General features: G+C 70.3%; 12 protein-coding genes, 1 tRNA gene and 1 pseudogene. 5 read left to right on the top strand and 9 right to left on the bottom strand.

What is annotated here, in order from left to right; translation table 11 throughout:
- From BL254_RS29205 to dnaA, 9 genes and pseudogenes are all read right to left on the bottom strand, one after another.
- A pseudogene (locus tag BL254_RS29205) lies at window positions 1–251 on the bottom strand (IS3 family transposase); the annotation flags it as partial.
- A gap of 1,009 nt (window positions 252–1,260) precedes the next feature.
- Window positions 1,261–1,334, bottom strand: a tRNA-Ile gene (locus tag BL254_RS01870).
- An 84-nt stretch (window positions 1,335–1,418) separates the two neighbouring features.
- The gene (locus tag BL254_RS01875) at window positions 1,419–1,922 is read right to left on the bottom strand and encodes a DUF3566 domain-containing protein (protein ID WP_235433584.1); all 504 of its coding nucleotides are present in this window, start codon (window positions 1,920–1,922) and stop codon (window positions 1,419–1,421) included.
- Between the two features lie 1,177 nt (window positions 1,923–3,099).
- The gene (gyrA, locus tag BL254_RS01880) at window positions 3,100–5,616 is read right to left on the bottom strand and encodes a DNA gyrase subunit A (protein WP_076842346.1); all 2,517 of its coding nucleotides are present in this window, start codon (window positions 5,614–5,616) and stop codon (window positions 3,100–3,102) included.
- A gap of 145 nt (window positions 5,617–5,761) precedes the next feature.
- Complete coding sequence (gene gyrB / locus BL254_RS01885; protein ID WP_076842347.1) at window positions 5,762–7,696, bottom strand: DNA topoisomerase (ATP-hydrolyzing) subunit B; 1,935 nt, start codon at window positions 7,694–7,696, stop codon at window positions 5,762–5,764.
- A 461-nt stretch (window positions 7,697–8,157) separates the two neighbouring features.
- A complete protein-coding gene (locus BL254_RS28080; protein WP_254857717.1) occupies window positions 8,158–8,538 on the bottom strand; it encodes a DUF721 domain-containing protein in 381 nt (126 codons plus the stop codon).
- Between the two features lie 499 nt (window positions 8,539–9,037).
- Entirely contained in the window at window positions 9,038–10,420 is a 1,383-nt protein-coding gene (locus BL254_RS01900) for a DNA replication/repair protein RecF (protein WP_076842348.1), read from the bottom strand.
- A 1-nt stretch (window position 10,421) separates the two neighbouring features.
- Complete coding sequence (dnaN, locus tag BL254_RS01905) at window positions 10,422–11,579, bottom strand: DNA polymerase III subunit beta (RefSeq protein ID WP_047223615.1); 1,158 nt, start codon at window positions 11,577–11,579, stop codon at window positions 10,422–10,424.
- Window positions 11,580–12,349: 770 nt separating this feature from the next.
- Window positions 12,350–13,870 (bottom strand): chromosomal replication initiator protein DnaA, encoded by a 1,521-nt coding sequence (dnaA, locus tag BL254_RS01910; RefSeq protein WP_076842451.1) that lies wholly within the window; start codon window positions 13,868–13,870, stop codon window positions 12,350–12,352.
- A 330-nt stretch (window positions 13,871–14,200) separates the two neighbouring features.
- On the opposite strand from dnaA, the gene rpmH reads away from it, so the two are divergent.
- The 5 genes from rpmH to BL254_RS01935 all read left to right on the top strand — a co-directional run bounded on the left by rpmH (window position 14,201) and on the right by BL254_RS01935 (window position 17,443).
- Window positions 14,201–14,338 (top strand): 50S ribosomal protein L34, encoded by a 138-nt coding sequence (rpmH, locus tag BL254_RS01915; RefSeq protein WP_076842452.1) that lies wholly within the window; start codon window positions 14,201–14,203, stop codon window positions 14,336–14,338.
- Window positions 14,339–14,369: 31 nt separating this feature from the next.
- On the top strand, window positions 14,370–14,837 hold the full coding sequence (gene rnpA / locus BL254_RS01920; protein ID WP_047223614.1) for a ribonuclease P protein component: 468 nt from the start codon (window positions 14,370–14,372) through the stop codon (window positions 14,835–14,837).
- Entirely contained in the window at window positions 14,834–15,346 is a 513-nt protein-coding gene (gene yidD, locus BL254_RS01925) for a membrane protein insertion efficiency factor YidD (RefSeq protein WP_076842349.1), read from the top strand. The genes rnpA and yidD overlap by 4 nt, the downstream gene beginning before the upstream one ends.
- Before the next feature lie 12 nt (window positions 15,347–15,358).
- Window positions 15,359–16,735: a membrane protein insertase YidC gene (gene yidC, locus BL254_RS01930; protein WP_076842350.1), complete on the top strand. Its 1,377-nt coding sequence runs from the start codon at window positions 15,359–15,361 to the stop codon at window positions 16,733–16,735.
- 93 nt (window positions 16,736–16,828) lie between these two features.
- Window positions 16,829–17,443, top strand: a complete 615-nt coding sequence (locus tag BL254_RS01935; RefSeq protein ID WP_076842351.1) for a R3H domain-containing nucleic acid-binding protein — start codon at window positions 16,829–16,831, stop codon at window positions 17,441–17,443.
- Window positions 17,444–17,808: the final 365 nt, after the last annotated feature.

Here is a 17,808-nt window from a genome sequence, read left to right on the forward strand (position 1 = left end):
GCCTTTAGCCGCTCGTTCTCCCGCCGCAGCTTCTCCACCTCGATCTGCTCCGCCGATTTCCCCGGCTTCTTCTCCGCAGGACCGCGGGCCGCAACGCCCGATCCCCCGAGAGCACCCGCATCACGGGCACGGGTCCACTCCACCACATGCGACGAGAACAATCCCTCCCGGCGCAGGATCGCACCTTTCTCCCCGTGCGGGGCGTTCTCGTACTCGGCGACGATCCGCARCTTGTACGCCGTGCTGAACACCCRCCGCGACGGACGCGGCGCCGGGTCACGCGGTRAGGACCGGCCAGGACGCTCCTGGGACTCTGACTCCACGAACACGAGGATCTCCGATCACGCCCTCTGTAGCCAACCCGCACCCAGCGGATGTCTCACCCGAGACTGACACAGAGGGCCCKGCACGCAGGCCGACATGAAGACAGAATGGTGTCTTCTCCGCGTCGATCAGAGCAACCTTCATCTCTGACAGATCTCCGTGACGCGAAGAAAAACGCTGCCTTCCGGAGGATCTCCCGTTCTTCCCACAGCTGCCGATCCTCCTTCTGGAGCCGGTTCGGCTCGTCGCGCTCCGCGGCGGCCAGCCCGTCGGACCGAACCCCTTCCGCGCGTTCGTCCTGGCGTACCCGGTTACGGATTGACTGACCCGACGGGCCATATTCCGCCACCGGCTCCTCAGGTGATCTTCCGGCTCGGACGAGCTCGATCATCTGCCGGCGGAACTCGGCGGTGTAGGGCGGTTCTGATCTCGGYACCTGCGATCCTCCTCGAAACCACTGTCCCAAAGAGCCCAGGTGCGTACGAAATCGGGTCAACTTCAGTGGGGCTGTCGCCCTCGCGCGTGCACCGGATCGTGGCCACCGCCGATTCCGAGCACTGGATGCGGCACTGGGTGAGCTGCGGACGGCGGGCTGACCAAGCCCCGAAAGACTCCGACGTGGGCAAGGACGTCGGACTGAACGGGCACAGACAGCATCGCTAACGGCCCCCACCCGGCCGAGCGAAGCCCGGCACCGGGGGTTTCAGGGGGTCCGCTCCCCTGGACAGACATCGCGGCCCCGGCGAAGCCGAACACAGTTCGGCAAGCACGCTAAACAAGCCCGCAGAGCGAAAACACGACCGACCGCCCGCAACGGGCAACCCACCCGGCCGGGCGAAGCCCGGCACCGGGGGTTTCAGGGGGTCGCTCCCCTGGACAGACATCGCGGCCCCGGCGAAGCCGAACACAGTTCGGCAAGCACGAATAGCCAGCCCGTGGACCTGGGTGGACTTGAACCACCGGCCTCTTCCTTATCAGGGAAGCGCTCTGACCGACTGAGCTACAGGTCCTTGCTGGGCTCCACAGTACCGGATGCGCGGGATGTTCGGGGCAGGCACCCGGGCTGGAAGCCTGTCACGGCCGACGTGTCGCGGCTAGTCGCCCAGGGTGACTTCGATGCCGCCGACCATCTCGGTGCACAGGTTGTAGAGCAGCGCGCCCAGGGTCGCCAGGGCCGTCATCAGGATCACGTTGATCGCGCCGACGAGCAGGCCGATCTCCATGGCTCTGGTGAACGACAACCAGACGCGTACCCCGCCGTTGCTGCCGTCGGTGAGTGTGTCCGCCGCTTCCACGACGCTGTCGAAGACGCCGATGGAGTTCAGTACGAACCACAGCACGGCAGCGGCGATCATCAGTACGACGAACACGCAGAGGGAGAACGCGAACGTCAGCTGGGCCACCGACAGGGGGTTGACCCGGGTGATGCGCAGCCGGGCCCGCCGTCCCTGCCCGGGTGGGCGCATCGCGGACGGCCCGGTGGCGGTGCCTGTCACCGGCCCGGTGGCCGCCGGCTCCTTCACTCCGCCCCGTTCCCGTACGGGGATCTGGGAGGTGCCGGACGCGCCCGCGCCGGTGGGGTCGGTCGGCCGCTTCACGAGGGGATCCCGAGTACCTGTGGTCCCACCGCGCGCCAGCGGGCCTGTTGTGGCACGACGATCAGACGATGCGGGCGTAGCCCGATCGTCACTGTGTGGATGTCCACCGTCCACCCGTTTGAAGGCCTCCGTCTCCGGAGCCTGCGCCGCCGCGGCCGCCGGTCCACGTTTCGACTGTCCCACACCACCAGCATCCCCGCCCGGCGCGCCGCGCGTGACCTGGCCGTCAGTTGCCGGGCGGGCGGCCGGCGATGCACCGGTACCGGTTGAACCGCCGGTTTTCTTCGCCGGGCGGCGCAGCGAGATCGTGTCCGAATCGAGCCGGGGCCGCCCGCCGGTGGATGTCGAAGCGGATGCCAGTGCGATGGCTTCCGTGTCGACACTGTCGGTCACGGTGGGAGATCCTGCCGCTTGACGCGGCGCGGCCGGGTCGCCGGACGGGGTGCCGGCCGCGGTCGGACGTGACCCGCGCGTCCCCGTCGACGTGCTGGTGGCAGGTCCGGCCGAGCCTGTCGAGCCGGTGGCGGCTGACGTCGGTGATGTCGCCGACGTGGACGATGCGCCCGGCCGTGGGCCCGCGGCGCCCGCCGAGGCCGCCGGGGTGGTTGGGGAGCTCACGGGCCGGCCCGGGGTCGGGCGCCTGGAGGAGGCGTTCGAGCCCGTGGTCGCCGCTTTCCCGTCCGCCCGGCCGGGCTGGGAGCCGGTGTCCGCCTTCTTCGGCGTGGCCGGCCGGGGGGACGGGGATGCCGATGAGCTGGGGGCCGCCCGCTGCGAGGTCCTGGCACCACGGGTGTCACGGGCGTCACGGGTGCCTCGGGCCTCCCGTGGCATCCGCAGTTCCCGGAGCACCGAGGCCGGCTTCTGCACCTGCGTCCCGTCGTCGTTCGGCCCCGGGCTCGCCGCGGAGCCTGCCCCGGCACCGGAGCCTGGTGACGTTCCCGGCACCGATGGTGTCGGGAACGTCGGAGGGGTGGAGGGTTTCGCGGCTCCCGGGCCAGAACGGTCCTGGCCCGGGGCGGCGCGCTGTTCGTTACGGGGTTCCCCGACCCGTCCGGGCTGTTGCTCCGGCCGCGRCGGAGAAGATCCACGGAAGGCCGGTGACCGGGTGGTCCGGTCGTCGTCGCTGTCGCTCACGGTCCATCTCCCGCCTTGCCGCCCGGCCGCCGGTCATCCGTCCTCAGGCTGGGTTTCCCCCGCCGGGAGCGGCTGTCGGACCGCCGTTGGCGTTGTCTTCCGCATCGGCATTACGTGCTACTCCGACGACCTGTACGCCGGCTTCGAGATCGATGAGACGGACCCCCATGGTCTGCCGCTGGGCCCGGCGGACGTCGCGCGCGATCGTCCGTAGCACGCCACCGTTGGACGTGAYCGCGTAGAGCTGGTCGTCCGGGCTGACCACGAGGGCTCCGACCAGGCCACCACGGGTAGAGACGATCTTCGCGGTGAGGACGCCCTTGCCGCCGCGTCCCTGCACCGGATACTCGCCCAGCGACGTCTGCTTGGCGTAGCCGCCGCTGGTGGCGACGAGCAGGTTCGCCTCCGACTCCGGCGGGACGACCTCCATCGCGAGCAGCTCGTCGTCGCTGTCGAAGCGCATCCCGATGACGCCGGAGGTGGCCCGCCCCATCGGACGCAGCTGCTCGTCGTCGGCGTGGAAGCGGATGGACTGCGCCTGCCGGCTGACCAGCAGCAGGTCGTCGCCGGCGGAGACGAGCCGGGCCGCGATGAGCTCGTCGTCGTCCCGCAGGTTGATCGCGACGAGCCCGCCGGAGCGGTTGGAGTCGAACTCGGCCAGCGCGGTCTTCTTGCACAGCCCCCGCCTGGTCGCGAGCACCAGGTACGGGGCCGCCTGATAGTCCTTGATTGCCATGACCTCGGCGATGCGCTCGTCCTGGCCGAACGCGAGGATGTTCGCCACGTGCTGGCCCTTGGCGGTGCGGGCCTGCTCGGGCAGCTCGTGCGCCTTGGCCCGGTACACCCGCCCCTTGTTGGTGAAGAACAGCAGCCAGTGATGGGTGGTGGTGACGAAGAAGTGCTCGACGATGTCGTCCTCGCGCAGGGCCGCGCCCTGGACGCCCTTGCCGCCGCGGCGCTGTGAGCGGTACAGGTCGGTCTTGGTGCGCTTGGCGTAGCCGCCGCGGGTGACGGTGACGACGACATCCTCGCGGGCGATGAGGTCCTCGACGGACATGTCGCCCTCGAACGGGACGAGCCTGGTCCGCCGCTCGTCGCCGAACCGGTCGACGATCTCGGTGAGCTCCTCGCCGATGATCTCCCGCTGGCGGGCCGGTGAGGCAAGGATCGCCTCGAGATCGGCGATCTTCGCCCGCAGCTCGGCCGCCTCGTCAATGATCTTCTGACGCTCGAGCGCGGCGAGCCGGCGCAGCTGCATGTCCAGGATGGCGACCGCCTGGATCTCCGACAGGGAGAACCGGTCCATCAGCTGTCCGCGCGCGGCGTCCGCCGACTCGGCGTTGCGGATCAGATTGATCACTTCATCCAGGTGATCGAGGGCGATCAGCAGGCCCTCGAGCACGTGCAGGCGCTCGCGGGCCTTGCGTAGCTGGTAGCGGGTCCGCCGGACGATCACGTCCACCTGGTGGTCGACGTAGTACCGCACCATCTGGTCCAGCCGCAGGGTGCGCGGCACCCCGTCGACGATCGCCAGCATGTTCACGCCGAAGGTGTCCTGCAGCTGGGTGTGCTTGTACAGGTTGTTCAGGACGACCTTCGCGACCGCGTCCCGCTTGAGGTCGATGATCAGGCGCTGGCCGGTGCGCGCCGAGGTCTCGTCCCGGATGTCGGAGATCCCGCTGATGCGGTTGTCCCGGACCAGCTCGGCGATCTTCTCCGCGAGGTTGTCCGGGTTGACCTGGTACGGCAGTTCGGTGACGACGAGCTGGGTGCGGCCCTTGTTCTCCTCGACCTGCACCACCGCCCGCATGCGGATGCTGCCGCGGCCGGTGCGATAGGCGTCCTCGATGCCCTGGCGGCCGACGATGAGGCCGGCGGTGGGGAAGTCCGGCCCCTTGATCAGCTCGAGCAGGGCCTCGAGCAGCTCGGCGTCGCTGGCGTCCGGGTGCGCGAGGAACCACTTCACGCCGTCGGCGACCTCCCGCAGGTTGTGCGGGGGGATGTTGGTGGCCATCCCGACCGCGATCCCGCCGGCGCCGTTGACCAGCAGGTTCGGGAAGCGGCTGGGCAGGATCGTCGGTTCCTGCGAGCGGCCGTCGTAGTTCGGGGCGAAGTCGACCGTGTCCTGGTCGATGTCGCGCAGCATCTCCATGGCCAGCGGCGCCAGCCGTGACTCGGTGTACCGCATGGCCGCCGGCGGGTCGTTGCCCGGGGAGCCGAAGTTGCCGTTGCCGTCGACCAGCGGGTAGCGCAGCGACCAGGGCTGGGCGAGCCGCACCAGGGTGTCGTAGATCGCCGAGTCGCCGTGCGGGTGGTAGTTACCCATGACGTCACCGACGACGCGCGAACACTTGAAGTAGCCCCGGTCCGGACGGTAGCCGCCGTCGTACATCGCGTACAGGACGCGGCGGTGCACCGGCTTGAGGCCGTCACGGACCTCTGGCAGCGCCCGGCCGACGATGACCGACATCGCGTAGTCGAGGTACGACCGCTGCATCTCGACTTCGATGCCGATGGGCTCGACCCGGTCGCCGGGCGGCGGAGGTAGTACGTCGGTCACGCAGGTCCTTCCATACGGGGATGGTGCGGGTGGTCAGCCGTGGATGGTACAAACTGTCTGTAATCGGACATCCGGGGTGCCGAACCGGCTGGACCGCCGCCGGTCGGCTCGCCGCGGTGCCCGCGGCCGCGCGCCTCGCGGCCGGTCAGATGTCAAGGAAACGGACGTCCTTGGCGTTGCGCTGGATGAAGGAGCGCCGGGCGTCGACGTCCTCACCCATCAGGACGGAGAACAGCTCGTCCGCCACGGCGGCGTCGTCCAGGGTCACCTGCAGCAGGATGCGGCGGTCGGGGTCCATGGTGGTGTCCCACAGCTCGGTGGCGTTCATCTCGCCGAGGCCCTTGAAGCGCTGGATGGCGTCCTTGGGCAGTTTGCGGCCGGCCTCGATGCCGTGTTCGATCAGGCCGTCGCGCTCCCGGTCGGAGTAGGCGTACTGCCAGTCCTCCCGACCCCATTTGATCTTGTAGAGGGGCGGCTGGGCGAGGAAGACGTAGCCGGCCTCGACCAGCGGGCGCATGAACCGGAACAACAGCGTCAGCAGCAGCGTGCGGATGTGCTGGCCGTCGACGTCCGCGTCCGCCATCAGGACGATCTTGTGATAGCGGAGCTTGCTGGCGTCGAAGTCGTCGTGGATACCGCAGCCGAGCGCCTGGATCAGCGCCTGGACCTCGGTGTTCTTCAGCACCCGGTCGATACGGGCCTTCTCCACGTTGAGGATCTTCCCGCGCAGCGGGAGGATCGCCTGGAACTTCGAGTCCCGGCCGCCCTTGGCGGAGCCGCCGGCCGAGTCACCCTCGACGATGTAGAGCTCGCAGCGCTCCGGGTCGGTGTACTGGCAGTCGGCGAGCTTGCCGGGCAGGCCGGTGCCCCCGAGCAGGCCCTTGCGCCTGGTCAGGTCGCGGGCGGCGCGGGCGGCGATCCGCGCCCGCTGGGCGTCCAGCGCCTTGCTGACGATCGCCCGGGCCTCGACCCGGTTGGCCTCGAGCCAGTCCTTGAGCGCCGAGTAGCACATCTCCTGGACGAACCGCTTGGCCTCGCTGTTGCCGAGCTTCGTCTTGGTCTGGCCCTCGAACTGCGGCTGCGCCAGCTTCACCGAGATGATCGCGGTCAGGCCCTCGCGGATGTCGTCGCCGGCAAGGCGCTCGTCGGAGTTCTTGCCGTTGGACTTCGGGGGCTTGAGCAGGTTCTGGTCCTTGGCGTAGGCGTTGACCGCGCTGGTCAGCGCCGCGCGGAAGCCCTCCTCGTGGGTGCCGCCCTCATGGGTGTTGATGGTGTTGGCGAACGTGTAGACCGACTCGTTGTAGCCGGCGTTCCACTGCATCRCGAGCTCGGCCTCGATGCCGGTGCCCTTGGAGTCCAGCGAGATGACGGTCTTGTGGATCGGGTCCTTGCTGGCGTTGAGGTGCTCGACGAAGTCGACGAGCCCGCCGGCGTAGCGGTAGGTGACCTCGAGGGGCTCCTCGGGACGCTCGTCCCGCAGGTTGATCGTCAGCCCCTTGTTCAGGAACGCCATCTCCTGCAGCCGGCGGGAGAGGGTCTCGTACTTGTAGTCGGTCGTCTCGAAGATCGTGTCGTCGGCCCAGAAGGTGACGGTCGTACCGGTCTTCCTGGTGGGGGCGCCCTTGGCCAGCGGCGCGGCCGGACGGGTGTTCTCGTACGGCTGGAACCAGGTGAAGCCCTCCCGGCGGATCTCCACCTCGAGCCGGGTGGACAGCGCGTTCACCACGCTCACGCCGACCCCGTGCAGACCGCCGGAGACCGCGTACGACTTGCCGTCGAACTTCCCGCCGGCGTGCAGCGTGGTCAGGACGACCTCGACCGCCGGGCGCTTCTCCGTCGGATGCTCACCCACCGGGATGCCACGGCCGTTGTCGGAGACCCGGACACCGCCGTCGGCGAGCAGGGTCACACCGATCGTGTCGCAGTAGCCGGCCAACGCTTCATCCACAGCGTTGTCCACAACCTCGTAGACGAGATGATGGAGACCACGCTCACCGGTGGAGCCGATGTACATACCTGGACGCTTGCGAACCGCGTCGAGACCCTCAAGAACCTTGATCGAACTTGCATCGTAGGCCACGCGGTATGTCCCCTCGTCCTCAACTGCGCACAACGCGAGAAGCGTCTCCTGAGTCTACCTGGCATACCGACCAGAAGGACGCGGGGTGGCCCCTGGCATCCGCGCAGCGTCCCGAACAGCTTTCCATCGAACCCCCGTACACAGGGGTTACCCGCACGACGTCTGTGGGCGATCCGGAGACCCTGTGTGCGGGCCGCGGGCAACCTCCGGGACGCCCTGAACGTCCGGGATGCCCGCGACGCCCGCCTGCGGGCCGAGCGGTGTGGCCGGGTGCCCAGGCGGCCATGGCACAACGGCGCCGCCCGGGCACCGTCGGCGGCCGCGACGCCCGTCCGGCTGTCACTGTCCACAGGCCGCGGCCCGCGGACGCGGCCCCATGCGGCGCGCGGGCCGTGGGGCCGGCCGGCCACCACTGGCCCGACCTGCTCGAATCCCGATCCCGCCGAGCGGGGCCGGCCGGTTCAGCCGTAGGTGTCACGGGGGCCGCGCCCGCCGGGTGCCTGCAACGGGCCGTGCCGCCAACTCGGCGCGGTCGGCCCCCGAACGACGATCCGGCGCACGACGTCTGGCCCGAGCTCCGTGCGCAGGGTGGCCAGCAGCTGCCGGGACAGCAGCCGCAGCTGGGTCGCCCAGGCCGTCGACTCGGCGGCGAGTTCCAGCTCGCCGTCACGCAGGGAGACCGGATGGCAGCGTGCGGAGATGTTCGGGCCGACCAGAGCCTCCCAGCGGGCCAGCACCGACGCGTCCGTCGCCTGGTCCTGCCAGCCGCGTTCGGCAAGCAGCCGTTGCACCGTGGCACCCAGCGTGACCGGTTCGGCCCATTCCCGGCCGGGCGCGGCCATCCCGGGCAGCCGCGGCCGGCGCGCCGGCCGCCGTGCCGGGTCGGACCGGCCRTCACCGCTGGCCGGCCCGTTACGGCCGGCCGCGCCATCGCCCTCACCCGCGCGCCCGCCACCGCGACCAGCCGCCCGTGCCCTCGCCCGCGCGTCCTCCTTTGCCCGAGCCAGGACGAGACGGGCGAGATCAGCCCCGCGCGCGGGCTGCTCGCCGGACCCGCCTTCGTTCTCGTTACGTTGAGCGATGTCGGCCTCGTTACCGCTGGGCGAGCGTCCGCGACGGCCAGCGACCGACCCGTGGTCAGCGGGTGGCGATCCGCTGTCAGACGTACCGTCGCTGGATGACTTTTTGTGGTCATCTGATGACGCCTGGCGCCTGTCGGGAACCGGCACATGGCCAGCGGATGCCGGCCCGCGGCGGCCGGTGGTAGCGGCCGCCGACCGATCGCCGGCGGTAGCCCCATCCGGGGTATCCGGGGCATGCAGAGCATGCAGGGCATCCGGGTCATCCGACACGGCTGACCTTCCCGTCCGCCACCGTGAACCGCGCCCCGGCCAGGGCGGCGGGCACGTCCGCCTCGACCGCGGCGGTCACCAGCACCTGCTCGGCCGAGCGGATCAGCTCCGCCAGCCGGTCACGACGATGCGTGTCGAGTTCGGCGAACACGTCGTCCAGCAGCAGGACCGGTTCGCGCTGGTCGTCCTGGAGCAGCTCGAACGACGCGAGCTTGAGCGCGAGAGCCAGCGACCACGACTCGCCGTGGCTGGCATAGCCGCGCGCCGGCCGCCCGCTGATCGACAGCAGCAGCTCGTCACGGTGCGGGCCGACCAGGGTCACCCCTCGTTCGATCTCCTGCTGCCGGACCGCGGCGAGCTCGGCGAGCATCGCCTCCGCCAGGACCGTCCGGTCGGGAACCGGCTCGCCACCGGCCTGACCGCCCACCGGGTCACCTGTCCGGTCACCTGTCTGATCAGGCACCGGGCCGCCGGCCCGCTCGGCCACGCGCGCGACCACGCTCGAGCGGTACTCCACACCGGTCAGCTCCCGCTCGCCGGCCGGTGCCGCCGCCGAACCAGCCACATCGGCCGCGGCGGCTGATCCGTCCGGCATGCCCGGCGCATCCGCTCCAGCCGGCATGTCCGGTTCCATCGTCGCGCCCGGTCCGGGCGGTGCGACCGGTCCAGGCTGCCCGGCCGGTACGGCCGACGGCCGGGGGGCCGGCGCGGACGCGACCGCTCGGTAGGCGGCCGCCACCCGTGGCCGCAGCTGTTCGACCAGCGCCAGCCGCGCGGCCAGCAGCTCGCAGCCGTGCCGGACCAGGTGGGAGTCCCACACGTCCAGGGTGCGCAGGTCACCGGCACGGCCGGAGCGCCGTGCCGCCCCGGCCGTCCGCAACAGCGTCGACCGCTGGCGCAGGACCTTGTCGTAGTCGGCGAACACACCGGCGAGCCGGGGGGTGCGGGCCACCAGCAGATCGTCGAGGAACCGCCGGCGCCCGGCCGGATCCCCCTTGACCAGGGCCAGGTCCTCCGGAGCGAAGAACACCATGACCAGCAGGCCGAGGACGTCGTGGGATCGGGCGAGGGGAGCCCGGTTGAGCCGGGCGCGGTTCGCCCGGCCCGGGATGATCTCGATCTCGACCAGCGCGGCGCGGTCGCCCCGCGCGATCCGGGCCCGCACCGCGGCGCTCGTGGCGCCCTCACGGACCAGCGGGGCGTCCGAGGCCACCCGGTGACTGCCAAGCGTCGCCAGGTAACCGACGGCCTCCAGCAGGTTGGTCTTGCCCTGCCCGTTGGAGCCGACGAACGTGTTCACCCCGGGTGCGAGCAGCAGATCCAGTGCCGGGTAGGACCGGAAGTCCACCAGCGACAGATGGGTGAGACGCACGTCACCCGGACAGCCGGATCGGCATGAGCAGGTACCGGTAGTCCGGGACCTCACCGTCGTCGGGCGCCTTGCCGGTGAGGATGGCGGGCTTCTTCGACGCCTCGTCCGGGTCGTCGGCGCTGGCGAACCCGACGTGGACGACATCGGACTCCAGCGCACCCAGGCCGTCGAGCAGGTACGACGGGTTGAAGGCGATCGACAGCGACGGTCCGTCGTAGCCGATCGTCAACGTCTCCTGGGCCTGGGCCTCACCGCCGGCCCCGGCCTCCAGAACCAGTTGATCGTCGGAGAAGCTCAGCTGGACCGGGGCGGTGCGGGCGGCGACCAGCGCGACACGCTTGACAGCCTCGGCGAACGGGGCGATCTCGACCTGGGCGGTCAGCGGTGAGCTGTCGGGCAGCAGCCGCTGGTAGGGCGGGAACGAGCCGTCCACCAGGCGGGTCGTGGTCTGACGGCCGCCACCGGCGAACCCGGCCAGCGCCTCCCCGGAGGGACCCGAGCCGAGGGAGATCGCGACCTCCACCCCGGACCCGGACAGGGACTTCGCCGTCTCGCTCAGTGTACGTGCCGGCACCATGGCCACGCCGTCGGCCGTCTCGGACGCCGGGCGCCATCTCAGCTTCCGGACCGCCAGCCGGTAGCGGTCGGTAGCGGCCAGGGTGAGGACATCGCCGTCGATCTCGACCCGCACACCGGTGAGGACGGGCAGGGTGTCGTCCTTGCCCGCGGCGACGGCGACCTGCGAGACGGCCCCGGCGAACGCCGCGCCCTCGATGTGGCCGGTGACCGCCGGCATCGGCGGCAGCGCCGGGTAGTCGTCCACCGACATGGTCGGCAGGGTGAAACGCGCGTTGCCACAGGTGAGGACCACCCGCGCGCCGTCGGTGTACAGGTCGACCGGCGCGGACGGGAGGGCCCTGGTGATCTCGGCGAGCAGCTTGCCGGAGACCAGGGCCCGGCCCTCCTGCTCGATCGCCGCGTCCACACCGGACTGGGCGGCCACCTCGTAGTCGAAGGCCGCGACCGTCAGCGACGGCCCGGTGGCGTCCAGCATGAGGCCGGCCAGGACCTGAAGCTGGGAGGTCGCCCGGGTCGGCAGTGTGCGCGCCGTCCATGCCACGGCATCGGTGAAGTCGTCCCGTTCAACCCGGAACTTCATGATTCGCCCTTCTGAACCGTTCGTCCTCGTGACCACGCCGACCTGTCATGCCGGCTGCGTGCTGACAGGTGCGGGTCCCGCCAGATGCTGCCGGCGGCCCAACGAACACGTTCGCAGGTCCGACCGCTGTCGTGCCGCTGCCTGTCGTTGTCGAGCCACTGTCGAGCCACTGCCAGGCCACCATGCCGCATCCGGTACGGCGTTCCAGCATCGCAGGCTTCGGCCGGCGGCTCACAGCGGGGCCCGGCGCGAGGCTGGCACTGCCGCGGTGGCCCGCTGTGCGTGACGAGATCCCGGACAGCGATCCGAAGGCGACGCGCGGACGATCATGCGAGGTTGTCCCCAGGCCCAACTTCCAGTGGGGTTGTTCATTAAAAAATGATCTAGTTCGTCGTGTCAGTAGGGCCGGTGGATACTGGGGACAACTTGCGTTTTCGCAGGTCAAGAGCTTAAGAGGGGGTGCGGATCGTGTGGAAACCGCTGTGCCCAGCTCCAGTGGATTTCCACCGCCGGCCTGTTTGTCCCCCGCTCGTCCCCGGTTGTTCGCAGTCTGTCCCCCGGCTGTGCACAGTTTCCACACAGCCTGTCCCCCGTTACRCACAGGCCGCCGCGGGCCTCCGCCCACGGATTCCACAGGGTTTTCCACAAGCTGTGCACAAGACTCCACAGGGACACCGGCGTGGATCCGGCTACCAGCAGTAGCTCCTACCCCTGCTTCGCCCGGGTCATGCCTGTCGGGCCTGTCGAGTCGGGCGTGCCTGTCGAACCGGTCAGGCCTGTCGGGTCTGCGCCCGGATGCGGTTGGTCAGTTCGGTGACCTGGTTGTAGATCGCCCGGCGTTCGGCCATCAGCCCCCGGATCTTGCGGTCCGCGTGCATCACCGTGGTGTGGTCCCGGCCGCCGAAGTGCTGGCCGATCTTCGGCAGCGACAGGTCGGTCAGCTCCCGGCACAGGTACATGGCGATCTGCCGGGCGGTGACCAGCACCCGGCTGCGGGACGTGCCGCACAGGTCCTCCATGGACACACCGAAGTACGTCGCGGTCGCGTTCATGATCGCGGCAGCGGTGATCTCCGGGTCGGCCGCGTCCGGGATCAGGTCCCGCAGGACGATCTCGGCCAGTGTCCGGTCGACGTGCGACTTGTTCAGGCTCGCGAACGCCGCCACCCGGATCAGCGCGCCCTCCAGCTCCCGGATGTTGCGCTCGATGTGGGTCGCGATGTACTCCAGCACGTCGCCGGGGACCGGCAGCCGCTCGGTGGCGGCCTTCTTCGACAGGATCGCGATCCTGGTCTCCAGGTCGGGCGGGGTGACGTCGGTGATCAGGCCCCACTCGAACCGGCTGCGCAGCCGGTCCTCCAGCGCCGAGAGCTGCTTGGGGGAACGGTCGGAGGAGATGACGATCTGCTTCTCGGTGTCGTGCAGCACGTTGAAGGTGTGGAAGAACTCCTCCTGGGTGCGCTCCTTGTTCTCCAGGAACTGGATGTCGTCGACCAGGAGCACGTCGGTGTCCCGGTAGCGGCGTTGGAACGCCTGCTGCCGGTCGTCCCGGATCGAGTTGATGAAGTCGTTGGTGAACTCCTCCGAGCTGACATACTTCACCCGCGAGTCCGGATACAGCTTCAGCGTGTAGTGGCCGATCGCGTGCAGCAGGTGGGTCTTGCCGAGCCCGGAGTCGCCGTAGATGAACAGCGGGTTGTACGCCTTCGCCGGCGCCTCGGCGACGRCCACCGCAGCCGCGTGTGGGAATCGGTTGCTGTCACCGATGACGAACGTCTCGAACACGTAACGTGGGTTCAGTCGGGTCGGCTCGTAGGACCGGGGCGCCGGGTCGCGTCCGAGGCCCGGGGTGATCCTGGCCGTATCCGCAGCGGACGCCGCGGACGTGGCAGACAYGGCGGACGTGGCAGACACGGCGGACACGGGGGATACCGGGGAGGTGGGCAGCGGTAGCTGGATCGGCCCGGTCATCGGCTCCGGGTCGGGCAGGTGCTCGACGGTGACCGCCACCCGGATCTCTCGTCCATAGGCTGTGGACAAAGCTGTGGACAGAAACGGTCGGAGGCGCGAGTCGAGCAGGTCCTTGGTGAACTCGTTCGGGGCCGCGAGCAGCGCGGTGTCCTGGACGAGGCCGAGCGGACGGGTCAGGCGCAGCCAGGCCCGCTGCTGGGCCGACAGGGTGCCGTCCGCGACCCCGGCGACGGCCTGTCCCCACACGGCGGACAGGTCCGGTTCCTCGACAGGCACCCTGCCTGACATGCCGGCGGAGGGGTCGGCGCTAAGGTCTGTCACGAGGCGGGCTCCTCCGAAGACGTCGGACGGGTGGACAGGGCCGGACCGGGCGCCTGCGGCCACCCCTGCCGGGGCAGTTCTCCACATGGTCGTCCACAAGCTGTGTACGACCATGACACCGCACCGGCAAAGCCGCTTTCGCGCCGCCCCCACCCGGCGCGCCAGCGCGGCCGGCCGACACCCGCCGGCCCGCCCCCGCACGGCGGGGCTTGATAGTCTCAGGCGTCGGGTTGCGGCGACAGTGCGCTCTCGGGTGGGTGTCTCCACCGCGTTCTGTACCGTTTCCGTGGCTAGTGTTGTCCTTTGCCCGTCTGGCGTCCGGAGTCCTCTGTGAGCAAGCGCACCTTCCAGCCGAACAACCGCCGGCGTGYCAAGACGCATGGTTTCCGGCTCCGGATGCGGACCCGTGCCGGTCGTGCCGTGCTCTCGGCCCGTCGCCGCAAGGGCCGCAGCGAGCTGTCCGCCTGAGATCCACCCGCGCCCCGGTCCTTTTCGCGTCATGCTGCCCGTTCGGAACCGTGTCCGGACCAGGGCCGAGCATGCCTCGATCAGTGGCGCCGGCCGTCGCAGCCGCAGCGGCCCACTGGTCATCCACAGTCTGATTGTGGACAACCACGCTGTGGACGGCGGTCCGGAGCCGGTCGTCACACTTCCGCCACGGGTCGGTTTCGTCGTGGGACGCAAGGTGGGGAACGCGGTTGTGCGCAACCGCGTCCGCAGACGCCTGCGGGAGCAGGTCCGTGCCCGTCTCGACCGCATCCCCGCCGGAACACTCGTGATCGTGCGAGCCTTACCGGAGAGCGCCACCGCATCCTCGGACGAACTGGGGCGGGCGCTCGAGCGGGGCCTGCGCGGCCGTCTCGTCCCGGCCACTCCTGGCACAGCCGGGGCAGGCATGGCTGGGACGGTCACAAGGCCCACCGGCACCACCGGTACCGCTGGCACCGCGGACCGGCAGTCACGATGAGCCGCGGTGGCGTTGCGCTGKCCGCGGGCCTGGTCGTCGTGATCGACCTGCTCGCCGCCACCCGCCTGGCCGGGCGGCTCGCGCCACGGATGTCCCGTGGCCGGGACGACGTGGTGCGCAGCCCGCTGGCCTGGGTACTGCGCATGATGATTGCTTTCTACCGGGCCGTCTGGTCCCCACGCAGCGCGGGGCTCTGCCGCTTCGAGCCGTCCTGCAGCGCGTACGGGCTGGAGGCGGTGCGTCGTTACGGCGGGGTCCGGGGCGGCCTGCTGGCGGCCTGGCGGCTGCTGCGCTGCCAGCCGCTGTCGGCCGGTGGCCACGACCCGGTGCCGGTGCGTGCCGACATCCCGCCAGGCCGCCCCGGGCGCTTCGGCGGGCCGGCCGGTGAACGCGGTGTCCCCGCCGGTGAGCAGGCCGCTCAGGCCGTGGCCGCGGGTGCGCGGCAGCGGCTGGACCCGCACCCGAACTCGCCCGAACCGACCGCGTCCCGCTGTGGCACGAGGGTCTAAGGAGACGAACCAGTGCTGGATCCCCTCTACCATCTCGCGGCGAACGCGATCGTCTTCTTTCACRGGGGCTTCGGGCCGATCTTCGGCCGGGACAGYTTCTTCGCGTGGGCGCTGTCGGTCGTCCTGCTGGTGATCTGCGTCCGGATCATGATCTTTCCGCTGTTCGTCAAGCAGGTGAAGGCCCAGCGGACGATGCAGCTGATGCAGCCGAAGATCAAGGAGATCCGGGACAAGTACGGCCATGACCGGCAGCAGATGAATGCCAAGATCATGGAGTTGCAGAAGGAACATGGCAACCCGTTGCTCGGGTGCCTGCCGATCCTGCTCCAGATCCCCCTGTTCATCGCGCTGTTCCACGTCTTCAGCCACCTGAGGCCGGTCGACCGGCCCGGCGGCGTGCTGGAGTGGGCCCCCCGGGTCGGGCTGAGCGCCCAGCAGGTGCAGCAGATCGCCGAGGCCAAGCTGCTCGGCGTCTCGCTGTCCACCTCGTTCACCTCGTCGTCGAACTTCCTGGAGTTCGTCCAGGCGAACGGGACGAACGTCAAGATCTTCGCGGTCACGTTGATCGTCCTGATGGGTGCGACGACGTTCCTCACCCAGCGGCAGATCATGGCGYGGACCGGGCCGGTCGATCCGCAGCAGGCGATCGTGCAGAAGGTCCTGCTCTACGGCTCCCCGATCATGCTCGCGGTGTTCGGCTTCCAGTTCCCGATCGCTGTCCTGCTGTACTGGCTGACCACCAACCTGTGGAGCATGGGCCAGCAGTTCTTCGTGATCAAGAAGATGCCGCCGCCGGCTGTGCAGGGCGCCGGCGGGCAGGTGCCGAGCACCCGGTCGGCGCCCGGGGCGAAGAACGCGTCCGGGACGAAGAACAGGACATCGCAGCCGGCGCCGGCCCGTCCCGCGCCAGGTGCCCGGCCAACCAGCAAGGGTAAGAACCGACCGGGTGCGGCCTCGCCGGCCACGGGCTCGACCGCCGCATCGACCGACAGGACGCCGGGCGGTGCCGGCCAGGCCGAAACCGGAGCCGGAGCCGGCAAGACGGCGAACTCCAACAAGGCCGTGCGCAAGGCTCCGCCAGGAACCCGTTCCCCCCGAGGCGGCTCCGCGCAGTCCTCGCAGCCGGCCCAGCAGCCGGCCCAGCCGAAACAGCCGACTCAGCCCGCCCGCCCGTCGAAGGCATCCGACGCGGCCGAGGCCGGCGAGGCGGTACCGCAGCCGGCGCAGACGCAGAACGGGTCCGCTCCGGACAGGCACACCCCGGCCGGTGACGACGCCCAGCCCCGGGCGGGAAAGCCCCATGCCACGGCGGGCGTACGCCGGCATACAGGTGGTTCCCGGCCCGCCAAGCGACGTGGCAAGGGCGGCCGCCCCGGAGGCCGACGGTGACCGTTCCCGCGGTGACCATTCCTGCCGGGAATCGGCGCCGGGCTCGCCCGACCCGCGATCCGCAGACGTCCACCCGTGTAAGGAGCTGCTCTGATGACCGGTTCCGCATCTGACCTGGCCGCCGCCGACATCACGGTCAGCGGAGTCGAACAGGCCGACGGCCTGTCCACACCGGCCACCTCCCGGCCGGCGCCTCCCGGCGGGGAGGACAGCCCCGCCCCGCCGGCGGTGAACGGCCGGCAACGGATCGCCGACCTGGAACAGGAAGGGGAGATCGCCGCCGACTATCTGGAGGCGCTGCTCGACATCGTCGACCTGGACGGCGACCTCGACCTGGACGTCGAGGGGGAGCGAGCCGTGGTCGCCGTCGTCGGGGACGGGCTCGACCTGCTGGTGGGCAGTCGGGGGGAAACGCTCGAGGCGCTCCAGGAACTCACCAGGCTGGCGGTGCTCCAGAAGACCGGCGTGCGCAGCCGGCTCATGCTCGACGTGGGCGGGCACCGCGCGCGGCGGCGGGCCGAGCTGCGCGACCTGGCCACGGCGGTCGCCGAGCGGGTGAAGGCGGGAGCCCGGCCGGAGAAACTCAAGCCGATGACGCCGTTCGAGCGCAAGGTCGTCCACGACCTGATCGCAACCATCGACGGCGTCGTCAGCGAGTCCGAGGGCGAGGAGCCCCAGCGCCGCGTGGTCGTCATCCCGGCGAACTGACACCCCGCCAGCCGGTGATGGCGTGCTGAACGCTCCTTCCCGCGGACCGGCTCCGGCCCTTCCACATGCGGGGCAGTCGCATGTGGGGATCTCGCATGGGGGGAGCAAGGAAGAGGATCGGCGGACGCAAAGACGGCGAGCTCAGAGCCGTCGCGCGGCGCGGGGCTGAGGCCCGCGGCCCGCGTCCACCGGTTCCTCGTCCGGACGCGGGTACCGGCGGGTCGAAGTACGGAATCTTCGGGGGCTGGGACGGATCGTGGTGTCCGCCGGGTGGCCCCGCCGGGCACCGGGGGATTATAGGGCGTTACAGCGGCGCGGCTGCGGGCGCCCAMACCCACAACCTGGCACCCGGCGCCTCCAGACCG

Source organism: Protofrankia sp. BMG5.30, assembly GCF_001983005.1.
GTDB classification, from domain to species: Bacteria; Actinomycetota; Actinomycetes; order Frankiales; family Frankiaceae; genus Protofrankia; species Protofrankia coriariae.